Source organism: Bacteroidota bacterium (genome assembly GCA_041658205.1).
Taxonomy (GTDB): Bacteria; Bacteroidota; Ignavibacteria; order UBA10030; family UBA8401; genus UBA8401.
Genome location: JBBAAO010000001.1, coordinates 851,331 through 875,937, shown reverse-complemented (window position 1 = coordinate 875,937; position 24,607 = coordinate 851,331). Strand labels below are relative to the sequence as shown.

Genomic DNA, 24,607 nt, shown 5'->3' with positions numbered 1-24,607 from the left:
ATGATTTTTTGCCACTAAAACACGAAAACTCTAAATTTCACCAACCTTGATGGAGTATTGATTCAAATTCTTTTTGTGCACATTCGTGTTTTCGTGTTTTGGTGGCATATTTTTGAATTTTTATGTAATTCTGCTGAGTACTTACAATAAATCAAAAATAACATAATCTTCAACAGACCTTAAACACTTCTCCGGGATACTCTAATCCAATTACTATGCCATAATGTAATGCATTATTGAGTGTATTCTGTCAATAAAACAGCTTAAATGTGTAGAATAAGATACTAAATCTGTAGGATAGAAATCATCCTACACTCTTTACTTATTTTGCGAGGATCATTTTTCGCGCTTCTGTTTTGTCATTTATTTGTAATCGAATAAAATAAACACCGCCGGGAATATGTTCTCCATTAAAGACATATTCATATCTTCCTTCACCCTGTTTTCCGTCCACCAAAACATCCAACTCTTGTCCAAAGAGATTAAATATGGATAGTTTAATATAGAAGCTCTCTTTGATAGTATATTTAATAGTCGTCTTCGGATTAAACGGATTGGGAAAATTTTGTTCAAGATGTTCAGGTTCGGATTCATATGTTGAACGCTTGTTTTTTTGTTCGTCTGACCAACTGATTTTTATTCCACCGGCGTTGAGCCATGCATTATAAAGAAGAGTTGTGTAGAGATCCGCACCATCCTGCATCAACTCATTGGTGAATTTATTGACCTCTTTCCATAACGAAGAATAGTATGTACTATTATAATTTCTTTTTGCTAGACGAAATGCTGCACTGTCCGCTCGCATGATATTCGTTACTTTTACATGAGATTTCCCAAGCAGTGTCATGATTCTGCTTATCGGGTCAGTTTTGGGATTTTCAAATTTTTTCGGATCGGTCCACTTAAAATTGATTTGGTTATAATAACGGTTCATCATTTCAATCTCGTAGCGCCATTTTATCCCATAATTCTTCGTTAATTGACCATCATAATTTATTGTGGTGTTCAGCGGCATGGTTATATCCCCGATATAATGACCAAGATCAGCTGCTACACTCATCGTCCCGTTCCAATCTCCCCTTTTCATCCTTCGCTGTAGTGAATCGTACATTTCCAACACAAGATATGGCAAATATCCATTTTGCCGAACGGATTCATTTCCATATTTTTTTTGAAGTTCAAGCAGTGTAACAGGCATGGATTTGTTATAGAATTCCGGGTAGCGTTCCAATTCGATGAATTGTCGATACGTTTCTTCATCCTCGCGGACTTTTCGTCTGTCCACATCGCTTGCGTGGTCACCGAAATAATAATCCACATCATGGAACCGAAGCATTGAAAGAGGAAGTGAGCGAGCACCGTTCAGATTAATGACGCGGTGCCCTTCCAGACCCCATGCACAAAGTAATTCGCTGATCCCGACGATCAGGAGGATGATCCGTTTAGATAAAAAACGGTATATCATTTTTGTTGTGAGAAGCGCTTACGAAGGAGAGCTTGAATTTCATTGATATTGGCTGTAGCAATCCCTAAAAAGACGAGAAATGCACCACCAAATAATTGGGCAGAAATTTTTTCATCCAAAATAAATACACCGAGCAAAACGGCAATAATAGGTGTAACAAAAGATGTCAGTGACAATAAAACCACTTCCACTCTTTTCAGCAGCCAAAAATAACTGACGAAGGTGATGATTGTTCCAAAGATTGCAAGAAAGAAAATACTGAACAGCGCCATCGGTGTGAACTGAACGGTTGAATAATCTTCGATAGTGAGACTGCCGGTGAGGAGAATGACTGCGCTAATGGACATAGGAACAAAGCTAACAACAAAAGGACTAATATCATGTCCATATTTTTTTATGAGAACTGCCGAAAATGCCTGGATGGCGGCACTGAGAACAACCGCACCCATTCCCATCATGGTAGCAGAATTTCCATCAAATTGTATATCATGTGAAAATATTGTGACGACACCGAAAAAACCAAGCAGCACACCTAATACTTTTTGCAGAGTGATCTTATCCGACGGAATCATCAAACTGGAAATAATCGCCACACAGAGAGGGAATGTTGCAAATAAAACCGAGGTCATCCCCGAGGAGATCTGTCGTTCCCCCCAATAGACTAATCCAAACGGAAACGAAAATGAAGTGCATGCTGCAACAAGAAAGAACCAACGAGTATTCGAATTCCAGGGAATAGGAATTTTTCGTATCCGAATAATCACGAAGAGCACCAAACCTGCAAACGCAAATCGCAATCCTGCAGAAAGAAGCGGGGTCATTGTTTCAAGACCGAGTTTAATCACCAGCCAGGTTGAACCCCAGATGGTGCAGATTGCTGTATAAGCGAAAAATATTTTTATGCGGTCGGACATGGAAAAGATAGGTTTAGGATTTAGGATTCAGGATTCAGGATCCAAGGTGTTGTTTTAGAATTTAGAATTTGGTATTTGTAAATTGATAATTGGTAATTGGTAATTATTTTTTTCCTCATTAAACATCCTCTCCCCTCACTCAACCATCTTATTGAATACCAAACCAGAAATCAGTTTTGGATAAAAGAAAGTCGATTTTTGGGGCATTGTGTTGCTGGATTTTGTTACGTCACGAACCTGTTCGATCCTGGTTGGATTGACAAAGAACGCAATCTGCGAAGCTCCGCTTGCTACTTCATCCACGCACTCATGAACATTTTGGATGTAATGAATGTTCAATTTTTTTTCCTGCGCTTCCTGAGAAATTCCAAGCAGATTTCTGAGAATATAATTATGGAGAAGAACAACATCCAAACTTTTCACTTCCTGCGGAAGATTTTCGGGTACCAATGTATTCAGCGTTGAAGGATCTTTCAGTGATGCCACAAAGAATTTTGAAGAATGTTTAGAGACGAATCCGTATGCAAACTTCGGGTACTGTTTCAGTGCATTCATCATCATATCCGGCGTAGGATACACCTGCACATCAAAATGCTGCTGCAATGTTGCCACCAAGGCGCTTCCGTCATAATTCGGCAGACTATGAACAACCCGGTGTGTCGGAAAAATTACCAATCCTTCATCATCAAGATTCGTGAAAAACATCATAATGTAATTATACAATTCTTTTCCGGTATGATTCGGGTTTTGCGAACGCATTAGATCACGATATGCTAATCCTGTTTCATAACGATGATGTCCGTCGGCAATCAATACTTGCTTTGGCTCCATTAATGCTGCAATATTTTCAATCACGGAAACATCTGAAATCTGCCACAATTGATTTCGCACACTCTCAAATTCCACATCAATAACAGGAAATGTTGAATGAACAGGATTTAGATATGCATCGATCTTTTTCTCTGCATCAGAATACAGACTAAATACCTGACTGAAATTCGATTTTGTCGCTTTAAATAATTTAAACCGATCTTCTTTAGCTTTGGATAAGGTCTTTTCGTGCGGTAAAACGATCTTCTTGTCAAACTCTTCCAAATGACACAGTGCAATAAAACCTTTCCGTCGAACCTCTTTCCCTTCTGTTGTTTTGAATGTCTGCACTAATGGATAAATTGAAGGTGTTAGTTCCCGTAAGAGAACGTCGCTCGCTTGCCATTGTTCATACGTTGTAGCAGCAGAAGCATATCGATCTTCTTCTCTTCCTAAAATCAATCGAATAACATTATGAACGTCCTTATCATAATATCCATTTTGTTGTTCCGGTGAAATCACATCGTATGGTGGAGCAACAACGTTGGAAATGTTTACTTTCATTTGGTTGTATCGAATTCCACGGAATGGTCGTATCGTAGCCATATGAAACCTCGTTGAAAACTGGTGTTAGAAATTAGCGCTAAGCCGTTCGCTATTGGCTGTTAGTTTTTACTTTTGATTTTTTACTTTTAACTTTTAAGTTTTAACTTTTGCCTTTTTACTTTTCCCTTGCTTCACTTATTCTTCTTTATATCCGAACCTATCAAGCCAGTTTTTATCTTCTCGCCAGTCGCTTCGGACCTTCACGTGTAATTCCAGAAAAACCTCGTGACCGAGAAATTCTTCAATTGATTTACGTGATACACTTCCAAGCCGTTTTAATGCTCGTCCTTCTTTGCCAATCAAAATCCCCTTTTGTGAATTTCGTTCGATGACGATATCGGCAGAGATATAATGTTTTCCGTTTTCCCGCTCTTTGAACTCGATAATATCCACGGTGGTAGAATACGGTATTTCCTGTTCATAATATTCAAAGATTTTTTCGCGGATCATTTCGCTCACAAAAAAACGCTCCTGTGCATCGCTGACAATCTCCGTATCATAGTATGGAGGATTTTCAGGAAGATATTTTACCAGTGTCGTGAGTAATTCATTTGTGTTGAATTTCGTCAGTGCAGAAAGAGGAATGATTTCATCAAACGGAAAGAGAGATTGTAGATCCGCCAACATCGGCAAGATCTCTTCCTTTTTCAACAGGTCAATTTTGTTAACGATAAGAAAGGTGGTTTTATTCGCCGCTTTAATTTTTTCCACAGCCTCGTTATTCCTATCGTACGACTTTCCTTTTACTTTTTCCGCATCCACCAGCAGCAGCACAACATCAGCGTCTTCCACGGCCTGAGAAGCGAAATGCATCATCACTTCTTGTAAAAGATATTTTGGTTTAATAATTCCCGGTGTATCCAGAAAAACAATTTGATAATCTTTTCCGCTGTGAATGCCAAGGATTTTATGACGGGTGGTCTGCGGTTTATTGGTAACGATGGAGATTTTTTGCTGTAACAGTGAATTTAATAATGTCGATTTGCCGACATTCGGTTCGCCGATCAGAGCAACATATCCCGCGCGAAAATTGGGTGAGGTGGTTTCCATTATTTAAAATGTAACGAAAAAAGAGTTGGGAAGAAATGATGGATTTTGATATTAGAACTCAGATGATAATTGAACACAGATGACGCGGAAAGAATAGATTTGCATGGATAAAAATATAAAACGAACTAGTACATCCTCCTTCGGCAAAGGTGGAATAAAGAAGAGAGGTTCTTTGGATAATCATGAAATTCTTAATAACTTGAACATATGAGTACACTTGAACAACATATTATTCTTAAGAAAAATGAGGACCGACGATTGGTCCACGGACATCAATGGGTATTTAGCAATGAGATCCAGAGAATCGTTGGCGAACCAAAGAATGGCGATGTCATTGAAATTCTACGGAGCGATGGACGGTCGCTTGGAATAGGATTTTTTAATGCCTCTTCCCTAATCGCTGTACGGTTCCTTTCTCCCACCATACAAGAGATTAACGAAGCTTTTTTTGAAAAGCAGATTCGCACAGCGTTCGAATTGAGAACAAAAATGTTCCCGAAAAGTTCAACGTTCCGCATTGTCAACGGCGAAAGTGATTTTCTCCCGGGACTGATCATCGATAAGTATAATGACTACCTTTCCATTCAGACGTTTTCCGTCGGTATGGATCTCCGTTTGGAGATAATCTGCAATGTTTTGGAAAAAATATTCCACCCGCAAGGAATCGTCGAACGAAACGAATCCCCCCTGCGAACTTTGGAAGGAATTCCTTTACGAAAAAATCTTTTACGCGGAACCGTTTCCCCTACCATTGTTGAATTGAATGGTGTAAAATTTTCTGTGGACGTTCTCGGCGGACAAAAAAGCGGCTTTTTTCTTGATCAACGGGAGAATAGAACAATCCTTAAACCGTATGCACACAACGCCACCGTTCTTGATTGTTTTAGCAACGAAGGGGGATTCGGACTCTATGCTGCCGCTTTTGGCGCAAAAAATGTTGAATGCGTGGATATCTCCGAAGATGCAATCAGCAAGGCAAAAGCAAATGGTGTATTAAACAAATTGACCAATGTGCAATTTCATACTGCTGATGTCTTTCAATTTCTAGAGCAATCATTAAAGACAGACAAACGATGGGATATTGTTATTCTCGATCCACCTTCCTTTACCAAAAACAAAAAAACGGTTGCAACAGCAATTAAAGGCTACAAAGAGATCAACACAAACGGAATAAAACTTGTCGCACCAAATGGAATATTTTTATCCGCATCCTGTTCTCATCATATTGACCGGGAAACGTTTCTTAACATTATTCAAGATTGCAGCGTAAAAGCCGGTCGAAGAATCAAGCTGCTTCAATTTTCCGGTGCTGCTCCAGATCACCCCACTCTACCATCTATGCCGGAAACTCATTATCTTAAATGTGCGTTGTTTAGTATAGAATAACTATCCCGGATTCAATTTCGTGAGGTTGATATGAAAAATATTATCTATCCAATTCTCTTCGTTACTTCTCTCTTGTTGAGCCAAAGTAAAGATTCAACGATCATTTTTACATCTCCAGAACAGGAAACAGCCAAATCCTTTGAATCAACAATGGATGACGCTTGGGGTGTTGATATTCTTCTTTCCAACAATGGATTCGGACTTGCCGGTTTTTATCGTCACGAGTATTCCCGAGTTTTATTCGGTACCGTAACCCTGGGACTTGCAGAATCGAAAGATGATAACGAAGTGGAGTATTACGATTATTGGGGACAATCATTTGTTCCGGGAAAGATCAATCGATTCTTAATGATACCAATATTGTTTGGAGTGCAGTATCGCTTATTTGCAGATGACATCACTGATAGTTTTCGGCCGTATGTAAACGCAGGCGCAGGACCCACCATTGTCTTTGCAGCACCGTATGCAAAAGAATATTTTAATAGTTTCGGCTACGCCCGTTCAAATTATACAGTCGGCGGATATATCGGCGTAGGCGCTTTTTTTGGTTCAGATATGGGAAGCTTGTCTGGCATCAATATCCGGTATTATGTTGTCCCATTTAGCAGCGGAATTGAAAGTTTGCAGGATGCAACAGGAAAGATCATGCGAAAAAAAGATTTCGGCGGATTCTTTATTACAATTAACCTGGGATCAGCATTTTAAGCTTTGTCAATGACCGTCACCTTGAAGGTGACGGTCATTTTTGTTGTCATTTTTTCTTCACTTCTTTTACTTCTTCAATATTCGTTTGACTCATCCCTGAAAAGATCTTTGCGATCGCGCCAACTGTCCCGGCAACGTCTGACAAATTCGACGGAATGATCATCGTATTATTCTTTTGCGCCAGTTTTCCAAATTCACCGAGATATTGTTCTGCAATACGAAGGTTCACGGCATCAAGTCCCCCTTTATCGTTAATCGCATTGGCAATTTCCCGAATACCTTTCGCTGTCGCCATCGCCACACGTTCAATTTCCTGTCCACGTCCTTCCGCTTCGTTGATCCGTTTCATCTTCTCGCCTTCGGACTTTGCAATTGCTTCTGCTTTGTCTCCATCAGCACGGTTGATCTTCGCTTGTTTATCTCCTTCGGATTCAGCAATAAGTGCACGCTTCTCCCGTTCCGCGCGCATCTGTTTTTCCATTGCATCTTTTATACTCGGCGGCGGAACGATGTTTTTAATTTCATGTCGGGTTACTTTCAATCCCCATGGTGCCGCTGCTTTGTCAACCGCCATCACAATCTCTTGATTGATTTTATCACGTTCTTCAAACGTCCGGTCAAGATCAATCCGACCAATCTCACTTCGCATTGTGGTCTGCGCCAATTGCGTTGAGGCAAAGATATAATTATCTACGCCATACGATGCCTTTACCGGATCAGTAATTTGGATATAAAGAATTCCATCCACTTCAACGCCGATATTATCCTTTGTGATACATCCTTGCGGTGGAACATCAATGACCATTTCTTTCATTGAATGTCTGTAGGCAACCCGGTCAATAAATGGTATCAAAATATGAAATCCGGCATCTAGCGTAGCACTGTATTTTCCTAACCGTTCAACAATGAAGATTGTTTTTTGCGGTACCACTCGAGCCGTTTTTCCAAGAAGAATAAATGCAAAAAGAATGAGACCTAACAGAATATAGACTTCCATTGTACAACTCCTTTTACTGGATTGGTTTTACTTTGAGCGTGAGATTATTTCGTTCAAGCACTTCAACTGAAGCACCTTTGCTGATGGCAACGTCGGATTCTGCATTCCATAATGTTCCGTGAAATTCCACTTTGCCGCCGGTCCTCGGCTGAATATCATACAGTACAACGGCTCTCTCCCCTTTCACATCATCAATGGAGCTTCCGGAATCCGGTCGGACAACTTTTCCGTGAGAATATTTGCTTCCATATTTTCGGAATAATATCAGCGACACGATGGATGCAACCAAGAAGACGAACAATTGCGTTGTGAAACTTATTGAGACACCCAGCCAGAGTAACAGTGCTATCAACCACGCCCCGACGCCGAAGAAAATAAGCACAAATCCCGGTGTAACGATCTCACCAAGCATTAACACTAGACCGAATAAAAACCAAATCAATTCATTTGAAAGAGATTCCATGCGTACTCCTTTTTTATGCGAACCCAAAGTAGAGAAAGGTATCTGAAAAATCAACGCAATATATAGCGACATTTTTTCTCGTTATATCATTGAACATCATTTTGTTTGTTCACGTTCCAGATTTTTTGAATATTTTGAAATGGATTCTCAACATTCTTTCGTATATTTCAAAAAAAAGGAAATGAGATCATGAAAGTTATACTTCGCCGCGTAGACAGCAACTATAAAATGGAAGCAGCAAATGAACACGACAATAAGATCGTATTTGATAACTCCAAAGGGGGCGGTGGAAACGAAGAAGGCTTTCGACCGATGCAAACATTACTTGCAGCAGCAGGTGCATGCAGTTCGATTGATGTTATTTCTATTCTGAAGAAACAAAAAATTGAAACATATGACATGACTGTCACAATCGAAGGAGAGCGTGAAACCGGGAAAGATGCCAATCTCTGGAAGAAAGTTCATCTTCATTTTACATTCACGGGAGATGTCCCAAAAGAAAAAGCCCAACGCGCGGTTGAGCTTTCCGTAACGAAATATTGTTCTGTCTCCAAGACATTGGAAGCAGCAGGAGCAGCGGTAACGAGCAGTGTAGAAGTACGGTAATTCTATTCCGTGTGTTTCACTATCGCTGCATTATTTCTCTTTACCTTCACCTTTTTGGTGTTGATCTAATTTAAATTTTACAGGCAATGTTACTCTTGATTCTATTGGCTTTCCTTCCTTCATGGCGGGCTTAAATTTCCACTGCCAAATTGATTCTAGTGCTTCTTTTTCAAGCTGATTTACTGCCTGTGGGTATTTGTCATACGCTTGCGCATCCTTTAATTTTCCATCCTCTGCAAAAATATTCCGTTCCGTACAATGGGCTGAAGCGATTGACCCGTTTTCAGAAACTCTTAGAACGAAATAAAAGATACCTTCGACTCCATTCTTTCTCGCTTCTTCCGGATAGATTGGGGATTTCGTACTGATGGGAACCGGAGAACCGTTTTCAGATTCAGCAGCTTCTTTCGTCCCAATTTTTTTCAACATAAAAAATGCTGGCGCCGGTCTCCCCGCATCAACATAAAGATTGTTTTGCGTTTGTTGATCGTACCCTGATGCAACGGCGCGCACTTGATAAAACCCTTGGGGAACATTTTGGATTTTAAACTGGCCATCCTTCAACGTCGTAACCTTCAATCCGGTTCCGAGAAGTTCAACTGTCGCTTTGTCTATCGGACCTCTATCAATAATGTCGATTACTGTCCCAATGATAGATCCTTCCGGTTTTTGTTGTTGCTCTAAAATAGGTTGCGAAGAATTTGTCGATAATAATCCTTCATTGGTTTGAGCATAGAGATAGACAAACATGGAACAAACAGTGAAGGCAAAAAAAAGTGTTTTCATAAAAACTCCTCATTAATTATTTTTTATAGGATTGTAATTACTTTGAACAACGTATGCCGGCATTTCAACGACATAGACATACTCCATCTTTGGTTTCTGCACTGCCACATTCGTCGCGAGGATATAACTCCCAAGGAGCATCAGAAGCATCGCTGCAGCAAATGCAGGAATAGAAAGACTGATCTTTTTTGAAACAATTCGCCGCAACAACGGCCTGTCCGGCATATTGCTTAGTCGTGAAGACGAACTCAGTGTTTTCATTTGCATATCCAGTGCATGTGGAACGGTCGGCTTCGAGATCATCTGTAGGTCATGTTGTAATCTCAGCATGTTCCGAAATGAATTTCTGAGATCATCATCTTTGCTTAAATCAACAAAAAGTTTTTTCATCTCATCGTCATTCAGGTCTTCATCAAAACAACGGAAGAGTAATTCTTCTTTTACATTCATAGTGCCCTCCCTTTTTTGAGAGATTCTAATTTTTTCAACATTGCTTTTCTCGCCTTAAAAAGCCGCGACTTCACCGAGCTAATCGTTGTTCCGGTAACTTTTGCTATTTCCACGTAATCCATCGATTCATATTCACGTAACAACAGCACTTCTTTATATTGTGGCAGAAGTTGATCCAACATGCGCTCTACTATTTTCATTCGTTCATCTGTTTCGACCATCGGCGGAGATGCTTCCGATTCAAATACATCTTCATCTTGATCGTTAAGTTCTCGTATTTTCTTCTTCCGGTTCAGCGCAGCAAATGATTCGTTGCGTGCAATCGTGAAGATCCAAGATTTCAACGACGTTGGATGATTCAATTGTGAACGTTGAACGATCATCTTCACAAATGTTTCATGCACGGCATCTTCTGCCGCATCAGCATCTGACAAAATGCGGATGCAGAATAAAAATAATCCACTCTTGAATCGTTCATAGATCAAGGCGGTCGCATCCGAATCGCCAGATTGTAGGCGAATCGCAAGCTGCTCATCGGTGAGTGGTAATTGCTGCATCACTTATAGGATAAGAAAGGAGGGAAAAAGTTGCTCATAAAAATGATATTTGTTCACTTTTTCTTCTGGATGTTTTTTTCTTGATTTGTGCTGGTGAGTTTAAATGTGAATGGAATGACAATGACCGATTCATCGGGCTTACCGTTAATCATTGCCGGTGTAAATTTCCATTGCTGCGCCGATTGATGTGCTAGTTCCAACAATTTTGCTGCCGTCTGGCGATGAGTCGATGGGATATTGTTCAAATCCGAGAGGGATTCGATGCTGACACTTTCCCCGGGATAAAAAATAATTGCTTGAAGCAAATCGGTCTCCTTCACATTCCCATCCTTTCCAATTAAAACATTTAATGCAACCTCCGCTTCAACTCTCAGCTTTCGCGCATTCTCAGGATATTGAGGTATATGTTTATATATCGGTTTTGGTTGGACAGAATTGATATTCTGCAAAGAAAAACCAAATACCGATAATATTGATAATAGTAACACTATTGTTTTCATAGGGTAAAGGAATCCGTTCTTAAAATGATCCCTCAATTTATATAATATTCTAACAAATGCTTTAGCATAATTCAATTTAATATTCGTAAATTATCCAACCTCAACCTGCGAAAAATTATGAAAAGAACAGCATATTTTATCATTCTACAGATCATTTCCGTTATTCTTGTCCAAGCACAAGACAAGAATTATGAACTCCCCTCCTTTGATACGTATGTGATAACCAATTTCACGGCGGACAATGGGCTTCCTCAAAATACGGTCGATCTGGTCAAGCAGACAGCCAATGGATATTTATGGATCGGTACCTATGCCGGTCTTGCAAGATACGATGGAGTAAAGTTCGTTCACTTTAATAAATCCATCACTCCCGCATTTAAGATTAATCACGTTGCCGTAATGTACGAAGATACATTCGGAACTTCATGGTTTGGTACCAATGGCGGTGGTATCGTCCGGTTTACAAAACATTCCTTCAGTGCCCTCGATGCGTTTGAATCCGGAGGAAAAGAATATATTAAAACTATTCTCCCCGCCGAAGGGAATAACATCATTGTTGGAACAGAGCGCGGAGGCATTCATCGCATCAACATTGATGTTGACGGAAATATTTCCGGGATTGAACCATTCCTGGAGCAGCAACTGCCGAAAAATATACTTTTCCGTACAATGGTTCATCCGAAACAAAAACCAATGTATCTGGCAACAGATGTTGGCCTTATTCTCGTTGAAGGAAACAACGTTCAAACTTTGACGACATCCAACGGACTCCCAAATAATTCAATCACCGCTCTCGCGGAAGATCACGATGGAGCATTGTGGATTGGCACTTCAAATGGCCTTGCAAAAATGGCAGAGGGCAAAATACAATCATTCACTACTGCAGATGGTCTCACAAACAATGCCATTCGGACATTGTTCGTCGATATCGATAACACAGTCTGGATCGGGACGGACGGAGGAGGATTAAACAGATTTCTCCGCACACACGACAAAAAACAATTCGATGCATTGACTTTTGAAGATGGATTGGTAAACAATTTCATCCGGACAATTTATCAGGACAATGAACAAAACATTTGGATCGGCACCCGAAACGGCCTTAGTCAATTACACATCAGAAAATTTGAACTGTATGGAAAAAAATTCGGTCTTTCGGACACCTATGTCCGCACCGTTTTTGAAGATTCACATAAACGAATCTGGGTCGGTACTAACGGAAGCGGCTTGAACTGCCTAGAGGGCAAGACTGTAAAAATCTTGAATGAAAAAGAACTTCCCAACAAATTTATTCGTGCATTATATGAAGATAAAAATGGAGCGCTATGGATCGGAACAGATGGTGGCGGCGTCATACGATACGATGAAAATAAGAAACCCGGCCAGCAATTTACACGATATAATAGTGACAATGGATTAACCGAAAATTACATTCGAGCCTTTCAGGAAGGTTTTGACAATGATCTCTACGTTGCAACATATGGTGGAGGCATTTCAAGGATCAAAGGAGATTCCATTATTCCACTCACTACGAAACAAGGATTGGCAAACGATAATATCCTTGCCATGGTTAAATCCGGTAAGGATGAAATCTGGGTCGGTACGAACGGCGGCGGCATCAACAGAATCACTCCAAAAGGAATCGGAACGTATACCGTAAAGGACGGCCTTTCGAATAATTTTATTCTTTCGATGTTTATCGATAAATCGGGAGCATTGTGGGTTGGAACCAACGGCGGCGGCATCAACAGATTTGCCGATGGAACATTCCAAACATTTACCACGAAGAACGGTTTGCGCGAAGATGTTACGTTAATGATTATTGAAGATGATAAAGGGTATATGTGGATCGGCGGCAACCAAGGCATTGCACGAATTCCGAAATCTGAATTCCAAAAAATAGCCGAAGGAACATTAAAAAAATTCTCGAGAATTGATTTCGGACGTTCGGACGGATTGCAAAATGCTGAGATCAGCGGCGTTTCTAGTCCGAGTATCATCAAATCATCCGACGGAAAGATATGGTTTACAACCGTTGGCGGACTTGCCATGGTTGATACGGCAAGAATTGTTGATCGCTACAATAAATTTCCGTTGCATGTTGAGGAAGTGCGAATCAACGATCAAACGTTTTACCCGGATTCCACTCTTGTTATAGAGCCGGGATATTCTTCCGTGGAATTTCATTATACCGCACTAAGTTATGTGTCGCCGGAACGGATTCGATTTCGCTATACATTAGAAGGATTTGACGCAAACTGGAATGACGCCGGTACGCGAAGAACAGCGTACTATACCAATATTCCTCCTGGAGAATATACCTTCCGAGTGAGTTCTTCAATAGATGGTGGAACGTGGAGTGAAGAAGAAGCTACTGCAGAAATTGTATTTGAACCGTTCTTTCGGCAGACAATGTATTTTGGTTTGCTCGTCGGTGTCGGATTAGTGTTGCTTGGTGCAGGATTATATGCAGTTCGTACGGCAAATATTAGCCGTCATGCAAAGCACCTTAAGACGGTAGTCGATGATCGGACAAAAGAACTTGTCAACACAAAAGAGAAAATAGAACAACATCTTCGGGATGTGGAATCTGCAAGAGATGAGTTATCGCAGATCAACACTCGACTGGACAAGGCGAACAAGGAAAAATCCGATCTTCTGAGTATCCTGTCACACGATTTCAAAAATAAAGTTGTCAATCTCAATCAATTCGCTAACGCCATCAACGACAATCAAAACGATCAATTGGTTGTCCAAGAACACGCACAGTTAATGGAACAAACAACGCAATATATGCTAAAGTTGATTGAAGATACATTAAGTTCGTCGGCATTAGAAAAAGGGGAACTGGTATTCACGAAGTCTAGGATTGATATCGTACAATTGACCGAACTCGTTGTATTGAAAAACCGAATCCAAATGCAACAGAAATCACAAATCATCGATTTTTCAACGACAGCAGAGAAATGTGTTGTCAGCGGAAGCGAACGCTGGTTGAACGAGGCGATCGACAATCTTGTGAATAATGCAGGAAAGTTTTCAGATGCAAACACGACTATCTCCGTCTCGGTAGAGGTGTACGAAATGACGGCATTGATTAAGATCCGGGATCAAGGACCGGGATTGACTGAAGAGGATAAGAAACAATTGTTCCAACAATTCAAGCGTCTTTCCGCTCAACCTACCGGCGGTGAAATTTCTACCGGACTTGGACTTGCGATCGTTAAAAAAATTGTTGAAATGCATAACGGAAAAGTGTGGGCGGAAAGTACAACGGGAAGCGGCTCAACGTTTGTGATCGAATTGCCAGTATATCGCCAGCTCTAACGGATACATATCAATTCCGGAGTTTGATATAATTCCGGAATTGATATCCTTCCTCTTTTTCTTCGGAAACAAGAGTGAATACGGTTCCGATAAGATGTTCATACGGCGGGAAGAATGTATCTCCCGTTTCTTCATTTTCTACCTGGGTTAACATCAATTCATCAGCACGATCAATCGTTTGACGAAAGATCTCTCCCCCGCCGATAACGAAAATTTTTTCTTGAGTAGTTTGATTCGAAAGAGCTGTTTCCAGAGAGGAGTATGTCACTATCTCAACAGCAGGAATATTGTGCCGAGAGATGACTATATTTTTTCTATTAGGGAGAGGTTTACCAATTGAGTCAAACGTTTTCCTTCCCATCAAAACCGTGTGATAGGATGTGAGACGTTTGAATCGTTGCTGATCTTCAGGGATTCGCCACGGAATCTTCCCATCCTTACCGATGACACGGTGTGTATTCAGCGCCGCAATCAGAATGATTTTCATCAATTATTTCCAGGGAATACTAATCCCCAGCATTTCCAATTTCGCTTCAATATCTCCCCGCTCCCGATTACTTTTTATTTCTTGACCGGCGGGAGGAAGTAATCCAAATCCTCTTGCAACATTCATTGCTGCTTCTTTCCCTTGAGAATTTAAGGCCTTGATAATCTCGATCTCTATATGCGAGAGCGAGGACGCCTGCACTTTATAATCTTGAAATGCTTCCCACGCCATCGGCACCCAACGTTTCACAATTTCGTTGCCGATCGTGTTTGCATAAGCGCGAATCTCATACTGTGCATGGGAATCCATTCGCAACCAGAGAAAATGGAGAAGATTATGTAAATCTACTTTCCAATATGCTTCAGTGTAGGTAGAAAGCGGAAGATCTTTTCTTGCCTGCTCGCGCGCCATTCCGGAATTCACTCGCTCTTCATAGACGGAGCGAGCCATGTTCTGCAATTGAAGTTCCTGTGCTGATAATTTTTTCCCCGTCTCCAGATCAAAAAAACCTTCGCTCCCCTGTTTATTGTCTTTGGACTGCATTCTCCACATCTCATCACCGGCCCGTTGCGAAGCATCGATTGCCAGCGAATAACGAGTAGAATACTCATTCACGTTCGCCGTACGATGACGAATCCACTGGCGCCAGCAGTCCATTGGAACACGCACATGCAATTTTATCTCACACATTTCAAACGGTGTTGTATGCTGGTGGCGGAGCAGGTATCGGATCAATCCCCGGTCTTCACTCACTTTTTTCGTCCCTTTTCCGTACGAAACGCGTGCTGCCTGCACAATTGATTCATCGCTTCCCATATAATCCACCACACGAATGAACCCGTCATCCAGCACTTTAAAGGGTGTCCCTAATATGTCATCGAGCGGTTGAACGATTGGTCTGCTAAGTTTTTCGGCTTGTTCCATTTTTCACAAATAAAGTTTGAGTGATTTGTTCAATGTATGTATTAAACTTACTTCATTTAATCCTGAAAAACAATAAATGGCTTTTGTGGCAATGACAATTTATTTTTGTACTTGAAAATATTTTTCTTGCTTTCGCTATCATTAATACCTTTCTCGTTTCAATAAAACACATCCAGCCAGTTATGTACATCGAAGTCGAGTCCCTAATGAGTCACTGCCATTCCGGAGCCAAAATTTCCCAACTCTAACGATGCAGTCACCGCACGCTGAGCTACGCTAATTACTTTGAGGAACGAAGGCTTCTTCCCTCCCGTTGTAGCATGGTGAGGCGGTTCGCTGACTCCTAAATTTTCACAGGAGACATAAACAAAATTTCCATCTTTCGAAACTGCTATTCCGTGCGGCTCAACGCCGACATTTGGAACAGTGTATTCCACCGTTCGAGTGGATGTTTTAATCGCCGAAACCGAATTTGAATTTCTATTCGCAACAAAAACATACTCACCATTTGGCGTAATCGCAGGGATTAATGGAAATGTTCCTACTTTGATTGAATCAATAACTTTTAATTGCACAAGATCAATCACGCGCACCTCTCCCGACTTTCTGCACGTGATATATGCATAATTATTATCAGGAGTAATAGTGGATTGATATGGTTCATATTGATATTGATATCCGATAGGCAATACCGGTACACTGCCGGACATTGGGATTGTCTTAACGATAGCATTGTCCGATGTCTGTATCACAGTAACATTATCCGACAGTGAGTTTGCTACTAATACATACTTGAAATTTGGAGTTATGGAAATACCATGAGGCTTCAACATTGCAGAACTTCCGATCTCTGCAAGTTTTGTCATAGTCGCAGTGTTGACAAGTGTGATGTTCGTTTTTGCGTTTTCAAAATTGGAAACATAAGCCGTATCGCTATTTTTAGACAACGCAATTTGTGCCGGCGAACTTAATCCGGTTGTTAATTCACCCACTTTCGCATTATCTGAAATTCGAAACTTCAGCAATTTACTCCCCCCGATGAGATTGACATAATAATATTGATTTTGCCAATCAACAAAAACATTATGCGGCGCCTGCGGTGGTGCGGCGGCGGTATTTTCAACTCCGGAAGTAACAAATCGGGAGATCTTATTTTTATCCAAATCAATCACTGCCGTCAAATCTTCGCCTTGATTGGTGACGTACGCCCATCCTCGAATTGGCATGGAAGAATGTGCAACAGTCCCATTATCATTCTTCGCGCCATTGTTGATCCATCGGATGAGAAGATCGCGTAGTTCTGTGGGAAAGGAAAATCCTTGCGGCATGGAAGGTGAAGCGATCGGCGAAATTAATGTATCCATATTCAGATGCTGTATGATATGACTTCTTGAAGCACGATATGGAACAATCTGCGGAATCTCTTCTGTTCCTTCCATCACACTGTTCCAGTTGGTTAACGAAAATTCCGATCCTCCGTGAAGAGATTTCAATAATGTTGCATGTTCACTCCCTCCGTGGCATCCATGAATAGCACAACCGCTTGTAAATATTGGCTGTATATGTTGAGAATAAACAATCTGATCGGTCGGTACAGTGGATAGATTTTTTGGGATAAGAGCTATTGTTTTTGAGCCCGCTCCTTTAATGAATGTTCCGTCACTTTGTTTTTGTTCGGGCACAACAGTATAATAATATGTCGTTCCGTTGACCAAACCTGTATCAATCATTCCGCCAAGGGAAGATGTTAACACAGTCCCAATTCTTACTCCACTTTCAAATGAAAACAACGGAGTAAAATGGCGATAGATTCCAAATTGAGATATCGATGCAGAACTGATTTCCCATCCTACGCCAATTTTTGTGTGAAAACCCACACCGTAAATCTTATCAACGCTCCCAACCGGATTGGTCGTACCGATAATCGATTTGTTTTCATTGCAGCTAAAGAGAGATAATGCTGTGAGTAAAAATATAATCAAGAGCTTCTTCATTAAACTGCGGTCCTTTTTTCCACAATATATTCACTAAACCAAGACGAATCAATGCGCATTGTTCAATTCTCTACATATGAAATTAGAGTTCTCTCAATTTACATCAGCTCAATAATATTGTAATTTGACGGAGCATATGATAATATTTCCGATGAAAAATATATTCCTTTTCCTGGTCTGTTCGCAATTCCTTGTCTCTCAAAACCGTTTCCTCCTTCACGTGGATCAAAGCGGAAGACAGGAAGCGATTCGTATGCTCAGAAACGAGCAAATGCCGGACGCTATTAAACGATTTGGAAACTCGAATGATAATTTATCCGCCGTTCAATTTATTGATTCGTTAAAGTATTTTCCCAAGAATTCTTCCCTTACATATGAATTCGGGAATCTTGAAGAAGAGATGATGATGCAATGGTATCAACCCGGTGGAAATGGTTTTGTGCGTGAACTGTGGTGGGCAATTTCAAGTAACATTGGTGAGTCAAAAGAGGTAAATGTCCGCGCATGGTACCCAAATCCACGATTGAAAAATATCCCTTCAACCCAGCTCCAGAAAAATATTGGATATTATAAAAAAGAGAACGATCCTGTCAATCTTGTAACAGCATTTCGCGATCTTGCAACTGACACAACTTGGATTTATCCCCCAAAAACAAGCGATTCACTTCAGTATGCATTTGATCCACTTGGCGTTGAAGCACCATGGAAAAAAGGAGGTATGAATGTTCCGGTGCAAGCATATTCCTGGAATGGAGTAAATTTGCTCGCAACAGGCGATACGATGAAATTTTTAGAAGATCAATTGATTGGATTCACCATTCTCAATACTGCCACAGGCACTGCGGCAATTCGACAAGAAGTGACCTCCTTCCCTAATCCCGATCCTCCATTCCATTCCTATAAATTTTATCCGCGTGGTAGATTATCAACAGCAGACCGCGGTTGGTGGTTGCGTGGAGATTTTGAATGGGGTATGTATATGGTTGTAGAATACTTCTCGGCGCCAAAACCCAAGATTACGACGAGTAAATTATTAAATACAGCACAAACTGAACAACGAAAAATTTCTGCTACCATTAAAATGCAAACCATCGGCGACCCCGTCGACGTAAAATTATTTTCTAAAATTGGTAAACTGGCGTGGCAATCGACTGCATTGGTTCGCGAATCGGGATTTCTCTTTAGTGGCACCATTCCTGCTGCTACTGCTGGAGACTCAGTCTATTACTATATAACAGCTAAAGATACTCTGAACAGAACTGCCCAATCTCCAACCTTCAGCTATCAAGTGTTGAAAAAGAAAAATTCATTATTGCTATTGTTCAACGGAAAAAATCTCCCGTCTGGCATTGTTGACCCGATAATCTATCTCAAATTCACCATGAAAACAGATTTTGGAGCAGAACCATATTATGATTTTTGTAATGTGAATAGATATACGATATCAGAACTCCATTCACTTATAGATCAATACAATGCTATTTTGGAAGTCACAGGAGATGGGGGGGCATTTGATCTTACCCAATATTCGGGAAAATGGTTAGAACAAAGTGCTGCTTTACCTGCCGGTCAAAAACGGTATTATCTATTCGCAGATCAAGACCATGGCTTCATAAACAATTATTAAGACACCATCTTCGCAGAAAATACTTCTCAGACAAAATATTTCGGTGTAAAAGGATTGATCAATCAGGATTTCCCCCGAAAGCAAAATAATTTTAAGGAGGTAACATTTCCGTGGCAATTGAAAGTGAACGCAAACATTACTGCCGATATTATTTTTGGATTCATTCCCGGTGCTCTCTTGAAAGACACGGTAACGTTGTGGTATCATCCCTACTATGAAGTGCCTCTGTTTACAAATCGCATGGATGAAATACAGCCTGCTTCCAATGCCCAAATTCTGTTTACAGACGCTGTATCAAACAAAGCAGTCGGCATCAGAACGATTGATCCCAACAATCGATGGCAATCATATTTTCTCGCATTCGATTGGATGGCGCTTGAAGTCCGCAGCGATACATCTGTTGCGAAATATCAATATCCTTTTCTCGACCCCAAATATAAATGGATCGTCGACATTCAAAATATTGGTAAGATCTTTGCCAATATTGCAGGAACCTTGAATGTTCAAGTTCAACAGGTCGTGCCGACTGATTTCAAACTATATCAAAACTTTCCGAATCCATTCAATCCGACAACAACGATTGATTATCAAATCCCTTCAACTCAATTTGTCACTATTGCGATTTATGACATCCTCGGGAAAGAAGTCAATTTGGTCTTGAAGAAGGAACAAATGGCAGGCAGATATTCCATTCAATGGAATGCAGGAAATGCACCAAGCGGGGTATATTTTTACCGTCTCACTGCCGGAAATTTCTCGGAAACCAAAAGACTCCTTTTGCTTAAATAACTTCGGTAACTCATACGAACATTCCCTCTTTGTTAAGGCGTGCCCTCACACGGTAACAATTCACTTTCTCTTTCTGCGAATTCGATGTATCTTTACGCACAAAAATTCGGAAGCAAACATCTTCCACTTCTATAAACTTCTTTTTCACACTCAATAAAAAGAGTTTTTTATGGTCATCACGAACAAAACCGTACTCGTCCTCGGCGGCTGGGGACTTGTCGGCTCCGCTATTTGCCGCAAACTGATGGAAGAAAATCCTAAAAAGATTATCCTCACCTCCTTAAAAGAATCCGAAGCGAAAGATGCCTGTGAAACCATGCGGAAAGAATATCCCAAAGCAGGAAAGAATTTCTTTGTCCCATGGTGGGGCAATATCTTTGTCCGAAATGAATTTAAAGATTTAGCCCGCGAGGATATTCTTACTGATGCACCTAAACGCGCAAAATTTTTGGACGATGTCATCGACGAATTGACCCAGGAAGCGCTTGAACGTTCAGCACTCTTTCAACTGATTAACAAGTACAAACCGGATGTGATCATTGATTGCATCAACTCCGCAACGGCCATTGCCTATCAAGATATTTTCCAAAGCTCGCGCGATGTTATGATTGCAATGAAAAATAATGCCGCAAACATGCGCGAAACTGTAGAACGACTCCTCGCAACCCAATACACGCCTCAATTGATTCGTCACGTTCAAATTTTCTATCGTTCAATGAACATTGCTAAAACAGGAGTATATGTAAAAATAGGCACAAGCGGTACCGGCGGTATGGGATTGAATATTCCGTACACACACAGCGAAGAAAAACCTTCCCGCGTGCTTTTATCAAAATCGGTTGTTGCCGGCGCGCATACGATGCTTCTCTTCCTTATGGGAAGGACTCCCGACGCACCAATAACCAAAGAGATCAAACCGACCGGAGCAATCGCGTGGAAAAAAATTGCTTACGGCGAGATTGCAAAACGTGGAAAACCAATCGACCTTTACGATTGTCCACCGGACAATGGAATCGAATTAAAAGGTAAATTCAAGCTTAAAATGGAAGGGAATGTAAAACCGACCGGTCATCGGCTTAAGTCCGTATTTATCGATACAGGCGAGAATGGGATTTTCTCCCGCGGCGAGTTTGAAGCGATTGCCACTCCTGGACAGATGGAGTTTGTCACTCCGGAGGAAATTGCAGATTCGGTGCTTTATGAAATTCGTGGAGGCAACACCGGACATGATATCATCAACGCATTGGATAATGCGACTCTCTCCCCCACATATCGTGCCGGCTTCATGTTCCAGGGCGCGCTAGAAAAAATGAAACAATTGGAAAAATTGCATAACACCAACAGCGTTGCATTTGAAATGCTTGGACCGCCGCGCCTTTCCAAATTATTATACGAAGCACATCTTCTCAGAAAAGTGTACGGAACAGTGAATGTTGTTTTAAAAAATTCTGCAAAGAAGATATCCGAAGATCTCACATCTTTTATCACCAAAGATGAAGCACTTCGCTCACAGATCATTTCCATCGGGATTCCCATTTTACTTCCCGACGGCAAAACATTGCTTCGGGGTAACGAAGTGAAAATTCCCGCGTATCGCGGTCTGAACGAATTGAATATCTCTCCCGCTTCCATTGAAGAATGGACGCATGCCGGCTGGATCGATTTGCGTAGCGTCAATATGGATCAATGGAAATTGCGGCTGCTCGAGATTAAAAAAGAAGTGGAATTATATGTTGCAAACGACACCAGTTCCCGCAATTTCCGCACGATGGAATACTGGTCCAACTTTAATGATATCGACGCAGGAAAGATCGTCGGCTGGATCTTTACAGAAGAAGAAAAAGGAAAACGCATGAAGTAACAATATTTTTTGAAACACCTTTACCCAATACCTAGATTCTTACACTTATCAAAGAGGCACTTATGAAATATCTTCGTAATACATGTGTACTCATTCTCATTCTCTTCGGTATTTCCTTATCGGACGAGGGAATGTGGACATTCGACAATCCACCAAAGAAACAGCTAAAAGATAAATACGGATTCGACATCACACAGGAATGGCTTAATCATGTTCGACTCTCCTCCGTCCGATTCAATGACGGCGGTTCCGGATCGTTCGTTTCTGGGAACGGTCTTGTTATGACAAATCACCACGTTGGTGCTGGACAATTGCAAAAAATGTCGACACCGGAAAAAGATTACATCAAAACCGGTTTTTATGCACGAACTTCTGGCGAAGAAGTGAAATGTGTCGATCTGGAATTGAACGTCTTAACCGATATGGAAAATGTCACAGAAAAAGTGATGGCGGCAATTTCCGGAAAATCAGGCGGCGAAGCGATGATGGCCCGCCGGGCAATCCTTGCACAATTACAAAAAGAGAGTAATGATAAATCCGGTTTGCGCTCCGATATGGTGACGTTGTATAATGGAGCAGAATATTGGATCTATCGATATAAAAAATTTACGGATGTGCGTTTAGTGATGGCTCCGGAAAAACAAATCGCCTTTTACGGTGGAGATCCCGATAATTTCACATTTCCCCGTTACGATGTTGATATGTGTTTCTTCCGTGTCTATGAAAACAATACACCATACACTTCCACCCATTTTTTGAAATGGAACACTGCGGGTGCAGCGAATGGAGAATTGGTATTTGTTTCCGGCCACCCCGGCTCAACGAACCGACAGCAGACATATGCACAGATCGAATATTCGCGTGATTATCAATATCCCGCACGACTGGCAACTATTAAACGGGTTATCGGCGTATTAAAACAATTTTCTACTCTCGGCGAAGAACAACGTCGCCGTGCGGATGGAATGCTCTTTGGATATGAAAATTCACAAAAAGCGTTGACTGGTGAATATCAAGGATTGCTTGATAAAAACTTGATGGCAAAAAAACAGAACGATGAAAAAGAACTTCTGAGCAGGATCAATGCAAATCCTGAATTGAAAGCAAAGTTTGCCTGGGCATGGGATTCTGTCTCCGCCGCAATGGATAGAAACAAAAAGCGATTCAAAGAAATTACCTATCGAGGACTTAGCGGTTCACTTGGTACGAGAGCATTAACAATTGCACGATATGCCGTTGAATCGAAAAAGCCGAATGGCGAACGTATTCCACAATTTCAAGATGCACTTGTCAATATGACATTGCAAAACCTCTATTCACCTGCTCCGGTCTACGCAGACATGGAAGAAGTGTTATTGACAGATCGTTTTAAAGAAGCAGTAGAAATGTTAGGCGCAAATGATCCGTGGGTGCTGGCTGTTCTTGACGGAAAGACACCGGAAGAGGCCGCGAAATTTTATGTTAACGGCACCAAACTGGCAGATCCGGCTTTCCGCAGAACGCTGATAGAAGGTGGCGAAAAAGAAATCTCAGCATCAACAGATCCCATGATTGTTCTCGCGCGCAAAGTAGTTCCTATCGGAGACGAGATGCGTATGTGGCAGGACAAAAATGTTATCGGATTAATAGCCATGTCCAGCGAAGCAACCGGTAAAGCACGGTTTGCTGTCTATGGAAAAGAACTTCCCCCCGATGCGAATTTTACACTTCGCCTCTCTTATGGACAGGTAAAAGGATATGCGATGAATGGAACGATCGCACCCAGCATGACAACTATGTATGGACTGTACGATCGCGCATATAGTTTTTCAAACCAAAAAGATTTTGAATTACCGCAGCGGTTCAAAGATGGTGTTAATAAACTCACACTCTCAACACCGATGAATTTTGTCTCCTCAAATGATATTATCGGCGGAAATTCAGGCTCCCCTGTTGTCAATGCTAAGGCAGAAGTCGTCGGATTGATTTTCGACGGAAATATTGAGAGCCTCCCCGGCCGCTTCTTATATTCCGAGGAAAAGAACCGTGCCGTTTCTGTTCATACAGGCGTTATGATTGAAACAATGCGAAAATTGTATGACGCAAATCCTCTCGCAGATGAAATTGAAGGAATTGTCGCCACACCGGAACCACCCAAAGAAACTCCGGTAAAACCGACAAAACCGGCTGTGAAGAAGAAAAAATAAAATACGATAATCACAAACGTAACCGTTACCTTTATGGTAGAGGTCATGTTGATAGAACTAAAAAAAAGGCATCCCGAGTAATCGTGATGCCTTTTTTATTTTGTGATTTTTTTTATA

Annotated in this window: 21 protein-coding genes; 8 read left to right on the top strand and 13 right to left on the bottom strand. The window is 41.1% G+C overall.

Features of this window, described 5'->3' with window-relative positions:
* Window positions 1-322: 322 nt before the first annotated feature.
* The 4 genes from WDA22_03640 to era all read right to left on the bottom strand — a co-directional run bounded on the left by WDA22_03640 (window position 323) and on the right by era (window position 4,845).
* On the bottom strand, window positions 323-1,465 hold the full coding sequence (locus WDA22_03640) for a T9SS type A sorting domain-containing protein (GenBank protein ID MFA5832552.1): 1,143 nt from the start codon (window positions 1,463-1,465) through the stop codon (window positions 323-325).
* Window positions 1,462-2,379, bottom strand: a complete 918-nt coding sequence (locus tag WDA22_03635) for an EamA family transporter (protein MFA5832551.1) — start codon at window positions 2,377-2,379, stop codon at window positions 1,462-1,464. The genes WDA22_03640 and WDA22_03635 overlap by 4 nt, the downstream gene beginning before the upstream one ends.
* Window positions 2,380-2,514: 135 nt before the next feature.
* Entirely contained in the window at window positions 2,515-3,795 is a 1,281-nt protein-coding gene (locus WDA22_03630; GenBank protein MFA5832550.1) for a DUF1015 domain-containing protein, read from the bottom strand.
* Between the two features lie 135 nt (window positions 3,796-3,930).
* Entirely contained in the window at window positions 3,931-4,845 is a 915-nt protein-coding gene (gene era, locus WDA22_03625) for a GTPase Era (protein ID MFA5832549.1), read from the bottom strand.
* 207 nt (window positions 4,846-5,052) lie between these two features.
* On the opposite strand from era, the gene WDA22_03620 reads away from it, so the two are divergent.
* Window positions 5,053-6,231: a class I SAM-dependent rRNA methyltransferase gene (locus tag WDA22_03620; GenBank protein ID MFA5832548.1), complete on the top strand. Its 1,179-nt coding sequence runs from the start codon at window positions 5,053-5,055 to the stop codon at window positions 6,229-6,231.
* A gap of 30 nt (window positions 6,232-6,261) precedes the next feature.
* Window positions 6,262-6,936, top strand: coding sequence for a hypothetical protein (locus tag WDA22_03615; protein MFA5832547.1), 675 nt, complete (start codon window positions 6,262-6,264; stop codon window positions 6,934-6,936).
* 46 nt (window positions 6,937-6,982) lie between these two features.
* Here the strand turns inward: WDA22_03615 and WDA22_03610 are convergent, their stop codons facing one another.
* Both WDA22_03610 and WDA22_03605 read right to left on the bottom strand, forming a co-directional pair.
* Complete coding sequence (locus WDA22_03610) at window positions 6,983-7,933, bottom strand: stomatin-like protein (protein ID MFA5832546.1); 951 nt, start codon at window positions 7,931-7,933, stop codon at window positions 6,983-6,985.
* 13 nt (window positions 7,934-7,946) lie between these two features.
* Window positions 7,947-8,396 (bottom strand): NfeD family protein, encoded by a 450-nt coding sequence (locus WDA22_03605; protein MFA5832545.1) that lies wholly within the window; start codon window positions 8,394-8,396, stop codon window positions 7,947-7,949.
* Between the two features lie 189 nt (window positions 8,397-8,585).
* On the opposite strand from WDA22_03605, the gene WDA22_03600 reads away from it, so the two are divergent.
* Window positions 8,586-9,002, top strand: coding sequence for an OsmC family protein (locus WDA22_03600; protein MFA5832544.1), 417 nt, complete (start codon window positions 8,586-8,588; stop codon window positions 9,000-9,002).
* A 30-nt stretch (window positions 9,003-9,032) separates the two neighbouring features.
* Here WDA22_03600 and WDA22_03595 read toward each other — a convergent pair whose 3' ends face one another.
* Genes WDA22_03595 through WDA22_03580 form a run of 4 tightly spaced genes read right to left on the bottom strand, consistent with a single transcriptional unit; the run spans window position 9,033 to window position 11,295 of the window.
* Entirely contained in the window at window positions 9,033-9,788 is a 756-nt protein-coding gene (locus WDA22_03595; protein MFA5832543.1) for an energy transducer TonB, read from the bottom strand.
* A 12-nt stretch (window positions 9,789-9,800) separates the two neighbouring features.
* Complete coding sequence (locus WDA22_03590) at window positions 9,801-10,238, bottom strand: hypothetical protein (protein ID MFA5832542.1); 438 nt, start codon at window positions 10,236-10,238, stop codon at window positions 9,801-9,803.
* Window positions 10,235-10,795 carry an RNA polymerase sigma factor gene (locus tag WDA22_03585; protein ID MFA5832541.1) on the bottom strand — a complete coding sequence of 187 codons (561 nt, stop codon included), beginning with the start codon at window positions 10,793-10,795 and terminating at the stop codon, window positions 10,235-10,237. Before WDA22_03585 ends, WDA22_03590 begins: the two co-directional genes overlap by 4 nt.
* A 53-nt stretch (window positions 10,796-10,848) precedes the next feature.
* Window positions 10,849-11,295, bottom strand: coding sequence for an energy transducer TonB (locus WDA22_03580; protein ID MFA5832540.1), 447 nt, complete (start codon window positions 11,293-11,295; stop codon window positions 10,849-10,851).
* Window positions 11,296-11,412: 117 nt separating this feature from the next.
* Here WDA22_03580 and WDA22_03575 point away from each other — a divergent pair, with 117 nt between their 5' ends.
* Window positions 11,413-14,622, top strand: a complete 3,210-nt coding sequence (locus WDA22_03575) for a two-component regulator propeller domain-containing protein (GenBank protein ID MFA5832539.1) — start codon at window positions 11,413-11,415, stop codon at window positions 14,620-14,622.
* 10 nt (window positions 14,623-14,632) lie between these two features.
* On the opposite strand, the gene WDA22_03570 is transcribed toward WDA22_03575, so the two are convergent.
* From WDA22_03570 to WDA22_03560, 3 genes are all read right to left on the bottom strand, one after another.
* Window positions 14,633-15,109 (bottom strand): dihydrofolate reductase, encoded by a 477-nt coding sequence (locus WDA22_03570; GenBank protein ID MFA5832538.1) that lies wholly within the window; start codon window positions 15,107-15,109, stop codon window positions 14,633-14,635.
* Window positions 15,110-15,112: 3 nt separating this feature from the next.
* The gene (gene thyX, locus WDA22_03565) at window positions 15,113-16,033 is read right to left on the bottom strand and encodes an FAD-dependent thymidylate synthase (protein ID MFA5832537.1); all 921 of its coding nucleotides are present in this window, start codon (window positions 16,031-16,033) and stop codon (window positions 15,113-15,115) included.
* A 203-nt stretch (window positions 16,034-16,236) separates the two neighbouring features.
* Window positions 16,237-18,027, bottom strand: coding sequence for a YncE family protein (locus tag WDA22_03560; protein ID MFA5832536.1), 1,791 nt, complete (start codon window positions 18,025-18,027; stop codon window positions 16,237-16,239).
* Window positions 18,028-18,178: 151 nt separating this feature from the next.
* Here WDA22_03560 and WDA22_03555 point away from each other — a divergent pair, with 151 nt between their 5' ends.
* The 4 genes from WDA22_03555 (at window position 18,179) to WDA22_03540 (ending at window position 24,490) form a co-directional block, all read left to right on the top strand.
* The gene (locus WDA22_03555; GenBank protein ID MFA5832535.1) at window positions 18,179-19,654 is read left to right on the top strand and encodes a hypothetical protein; all 1,476 of its coding nucleotides are present in this window, start codon (window positions 18,179-18,181) and stop codon (window positions 19,652-19,654) included.
* 123 nt (window positions 19,655-19,777) lie between these two features.
* The gene (locus WDA22_03550) at window positions 19,778-20,443 is read left to right on the top strand and encodes a T9SS type A sorting domain-containing protein (GenBank protein MFA5832534.1); all 666 of its coding nucleotides are present in this window, start codon (window positions 19,778-19,780) and stop codon (window positions 20,441-20,443) included.
* 169 nt (window positions 20,444-20,612) lie between these two features.
* Entirely contained in the window at window positions 20,613-22,304 is a 1,692-nt protein-coding gene (locus tag WDA22_03545) for a polysaccharide biosynthesis protein (GenBank protein ID MFA5832533.1), read from the top strand.
* A 62-nt stretch (window positions 22,305-22,366) separates the two neighbouring features.
* A complete protein-coding gene (locus WDA22_03540) occupies window positions 22,367-24,490 on the top strand; it encodes a S46 family peptidase (protein ID MFA5832532.1) in 2,124 nt (707 codons plus the stop codon).
* The last annotated feature ends 117 nt before the right edge of the window (window positions 24,491-24,607 follow it).

Bases quoted from the DNA above. Each gene is read 5' to 3' on its own strand.
- WDA22_03540 (MFA5832532.1), top strand. From the start codon at position 22,367: ATGAAATATCTTCGTAATACATGTGTACTCATTCTCATTCTCTTCGGT.
- WDA22_03590 (MFA5832542.1), bottom strand. From the start codon at position 10,238: ATGAATGTAAAAGAAGAATTACTCTTCCGTTGTTTTGATGAAGACCTG.
- WDA22_03605 (MFA5832545.1), bottom strand. From the start codon at position 8,396: ATGGAATCTCTTTCAAATGAATTGATTTGGTTTTTATTCGGTCTAGTG.
- WDA22_03630 (MFA5832550.1), bottom strand. From the start codon at position 3,795: ATGGCTACGATACGACCATTCCGTGGAATTCGATACAACCAAATGAAA.
- WDA22_03600 (MFA5832544.1), top strand. From the start codon at position 8,586: ATGAAAGTTATACTTCGCCGCGTAGACAGCAACTATAAAATGGAAGCA.
- WDA22_03560 (MFA5832536.1), bottom strand. From the start codon at position 18,027: ATGAAGAAGCTCTTGATTATATTTTTACTCACAGCATTATCTCTCTTT.
- WDA22_03585 (MFA5832541.1), bottom strand. From the start codon at position 10,795: ATGCAGCAATTACCACTCACCGATGAGCAGCTTGCGATTCGCCTACAA.
- WDA22_03620 (MFA5832548.1), top strand. From the start codon at position 5,053: ATGAGTACACTTGAACAACATATTATTCTTAAGAAAAATGAGGACCGA.
- WDA22_03555 (MFA5832535.1), top strand. From the start codon at position 18,179: ATGAAAAATATATTCCTTTTCCTGGTCTGTTCGCAATTCCTTGTCTCT.
- WDA22_03640 (MFA5832552.1), bottom strand. From the start codon at position 1,465: ATGATATACCGTTTTTTATCTAAACGGATCATCCTCCTGATCGTCGGG.
- era (MFA5832549.1), bottom strand. From the start codon at position 4,845: ATGGAAACCACCTCACCCAATTTTCGCGCGGGATATGTTGCTCTGATC.
- WDA22_03595 (MFA5832543.1), bottom strand. From the start codon at position 9,788: ATGAAAACACTTTTTTTTGCCTTCACTGTTTGTTCCATGTTTGTCTAT.
- WDA22_03635 (MFA5832551.1), bottom strand. From the start codon at position 2,379: ATGTCCGACCGCATAAAAATATTTTTCGCTTATACAGCAATCTGCACC.
- WDA22_03580 (MFA5832540.1), bottom strand. From the start codon at position 11,295: ATGAAAACAATAGTGTTACTATTATCAATATTATCGGTATTTGGTTTT.
- WDA22_03545 (MFA5832533.1), top strand. From the start codon at position 20,613: ATGGTCATCACGAACAAAACCGTACTCGTCCTCGGCGGCTGGGGACTT.
- WDA22_03615 (MFA5832547.1), top strand. From the start codon at position 6,262: ATGAAAAATATTATCTATCCAATTCTCTTCGTTACTTCTCTCTTGTTG.
- thyX (MFA5832537.1), bottom strand. From the start codon at position 16,033: ATGGAACAAGCCGAAAAACTTAGCAGACCAATCGTTCAACCGCTCGAT.
- WDA22_03610 (MFA5832546.1), bottom strand. From the start codon at position 7,933: ATGGAAGTCTATATTCTGTTAGGTCTCATTCTTTTTGCATTTATTCTT.
- WDA22_03575 (MFA5832539.1), top strand. From the start codon at position 11,413: ATGAAAAGAACAGCATATTTTATCATTCTACAGATCATTTCCGTTATT.
- WDA22_03570 (MFA5832538.1), bottom strand. From the start codon at position 15,109: ATGAAAATCATTCTGATTGCGGCGCTGAATACACACCGTGTCATCGGT.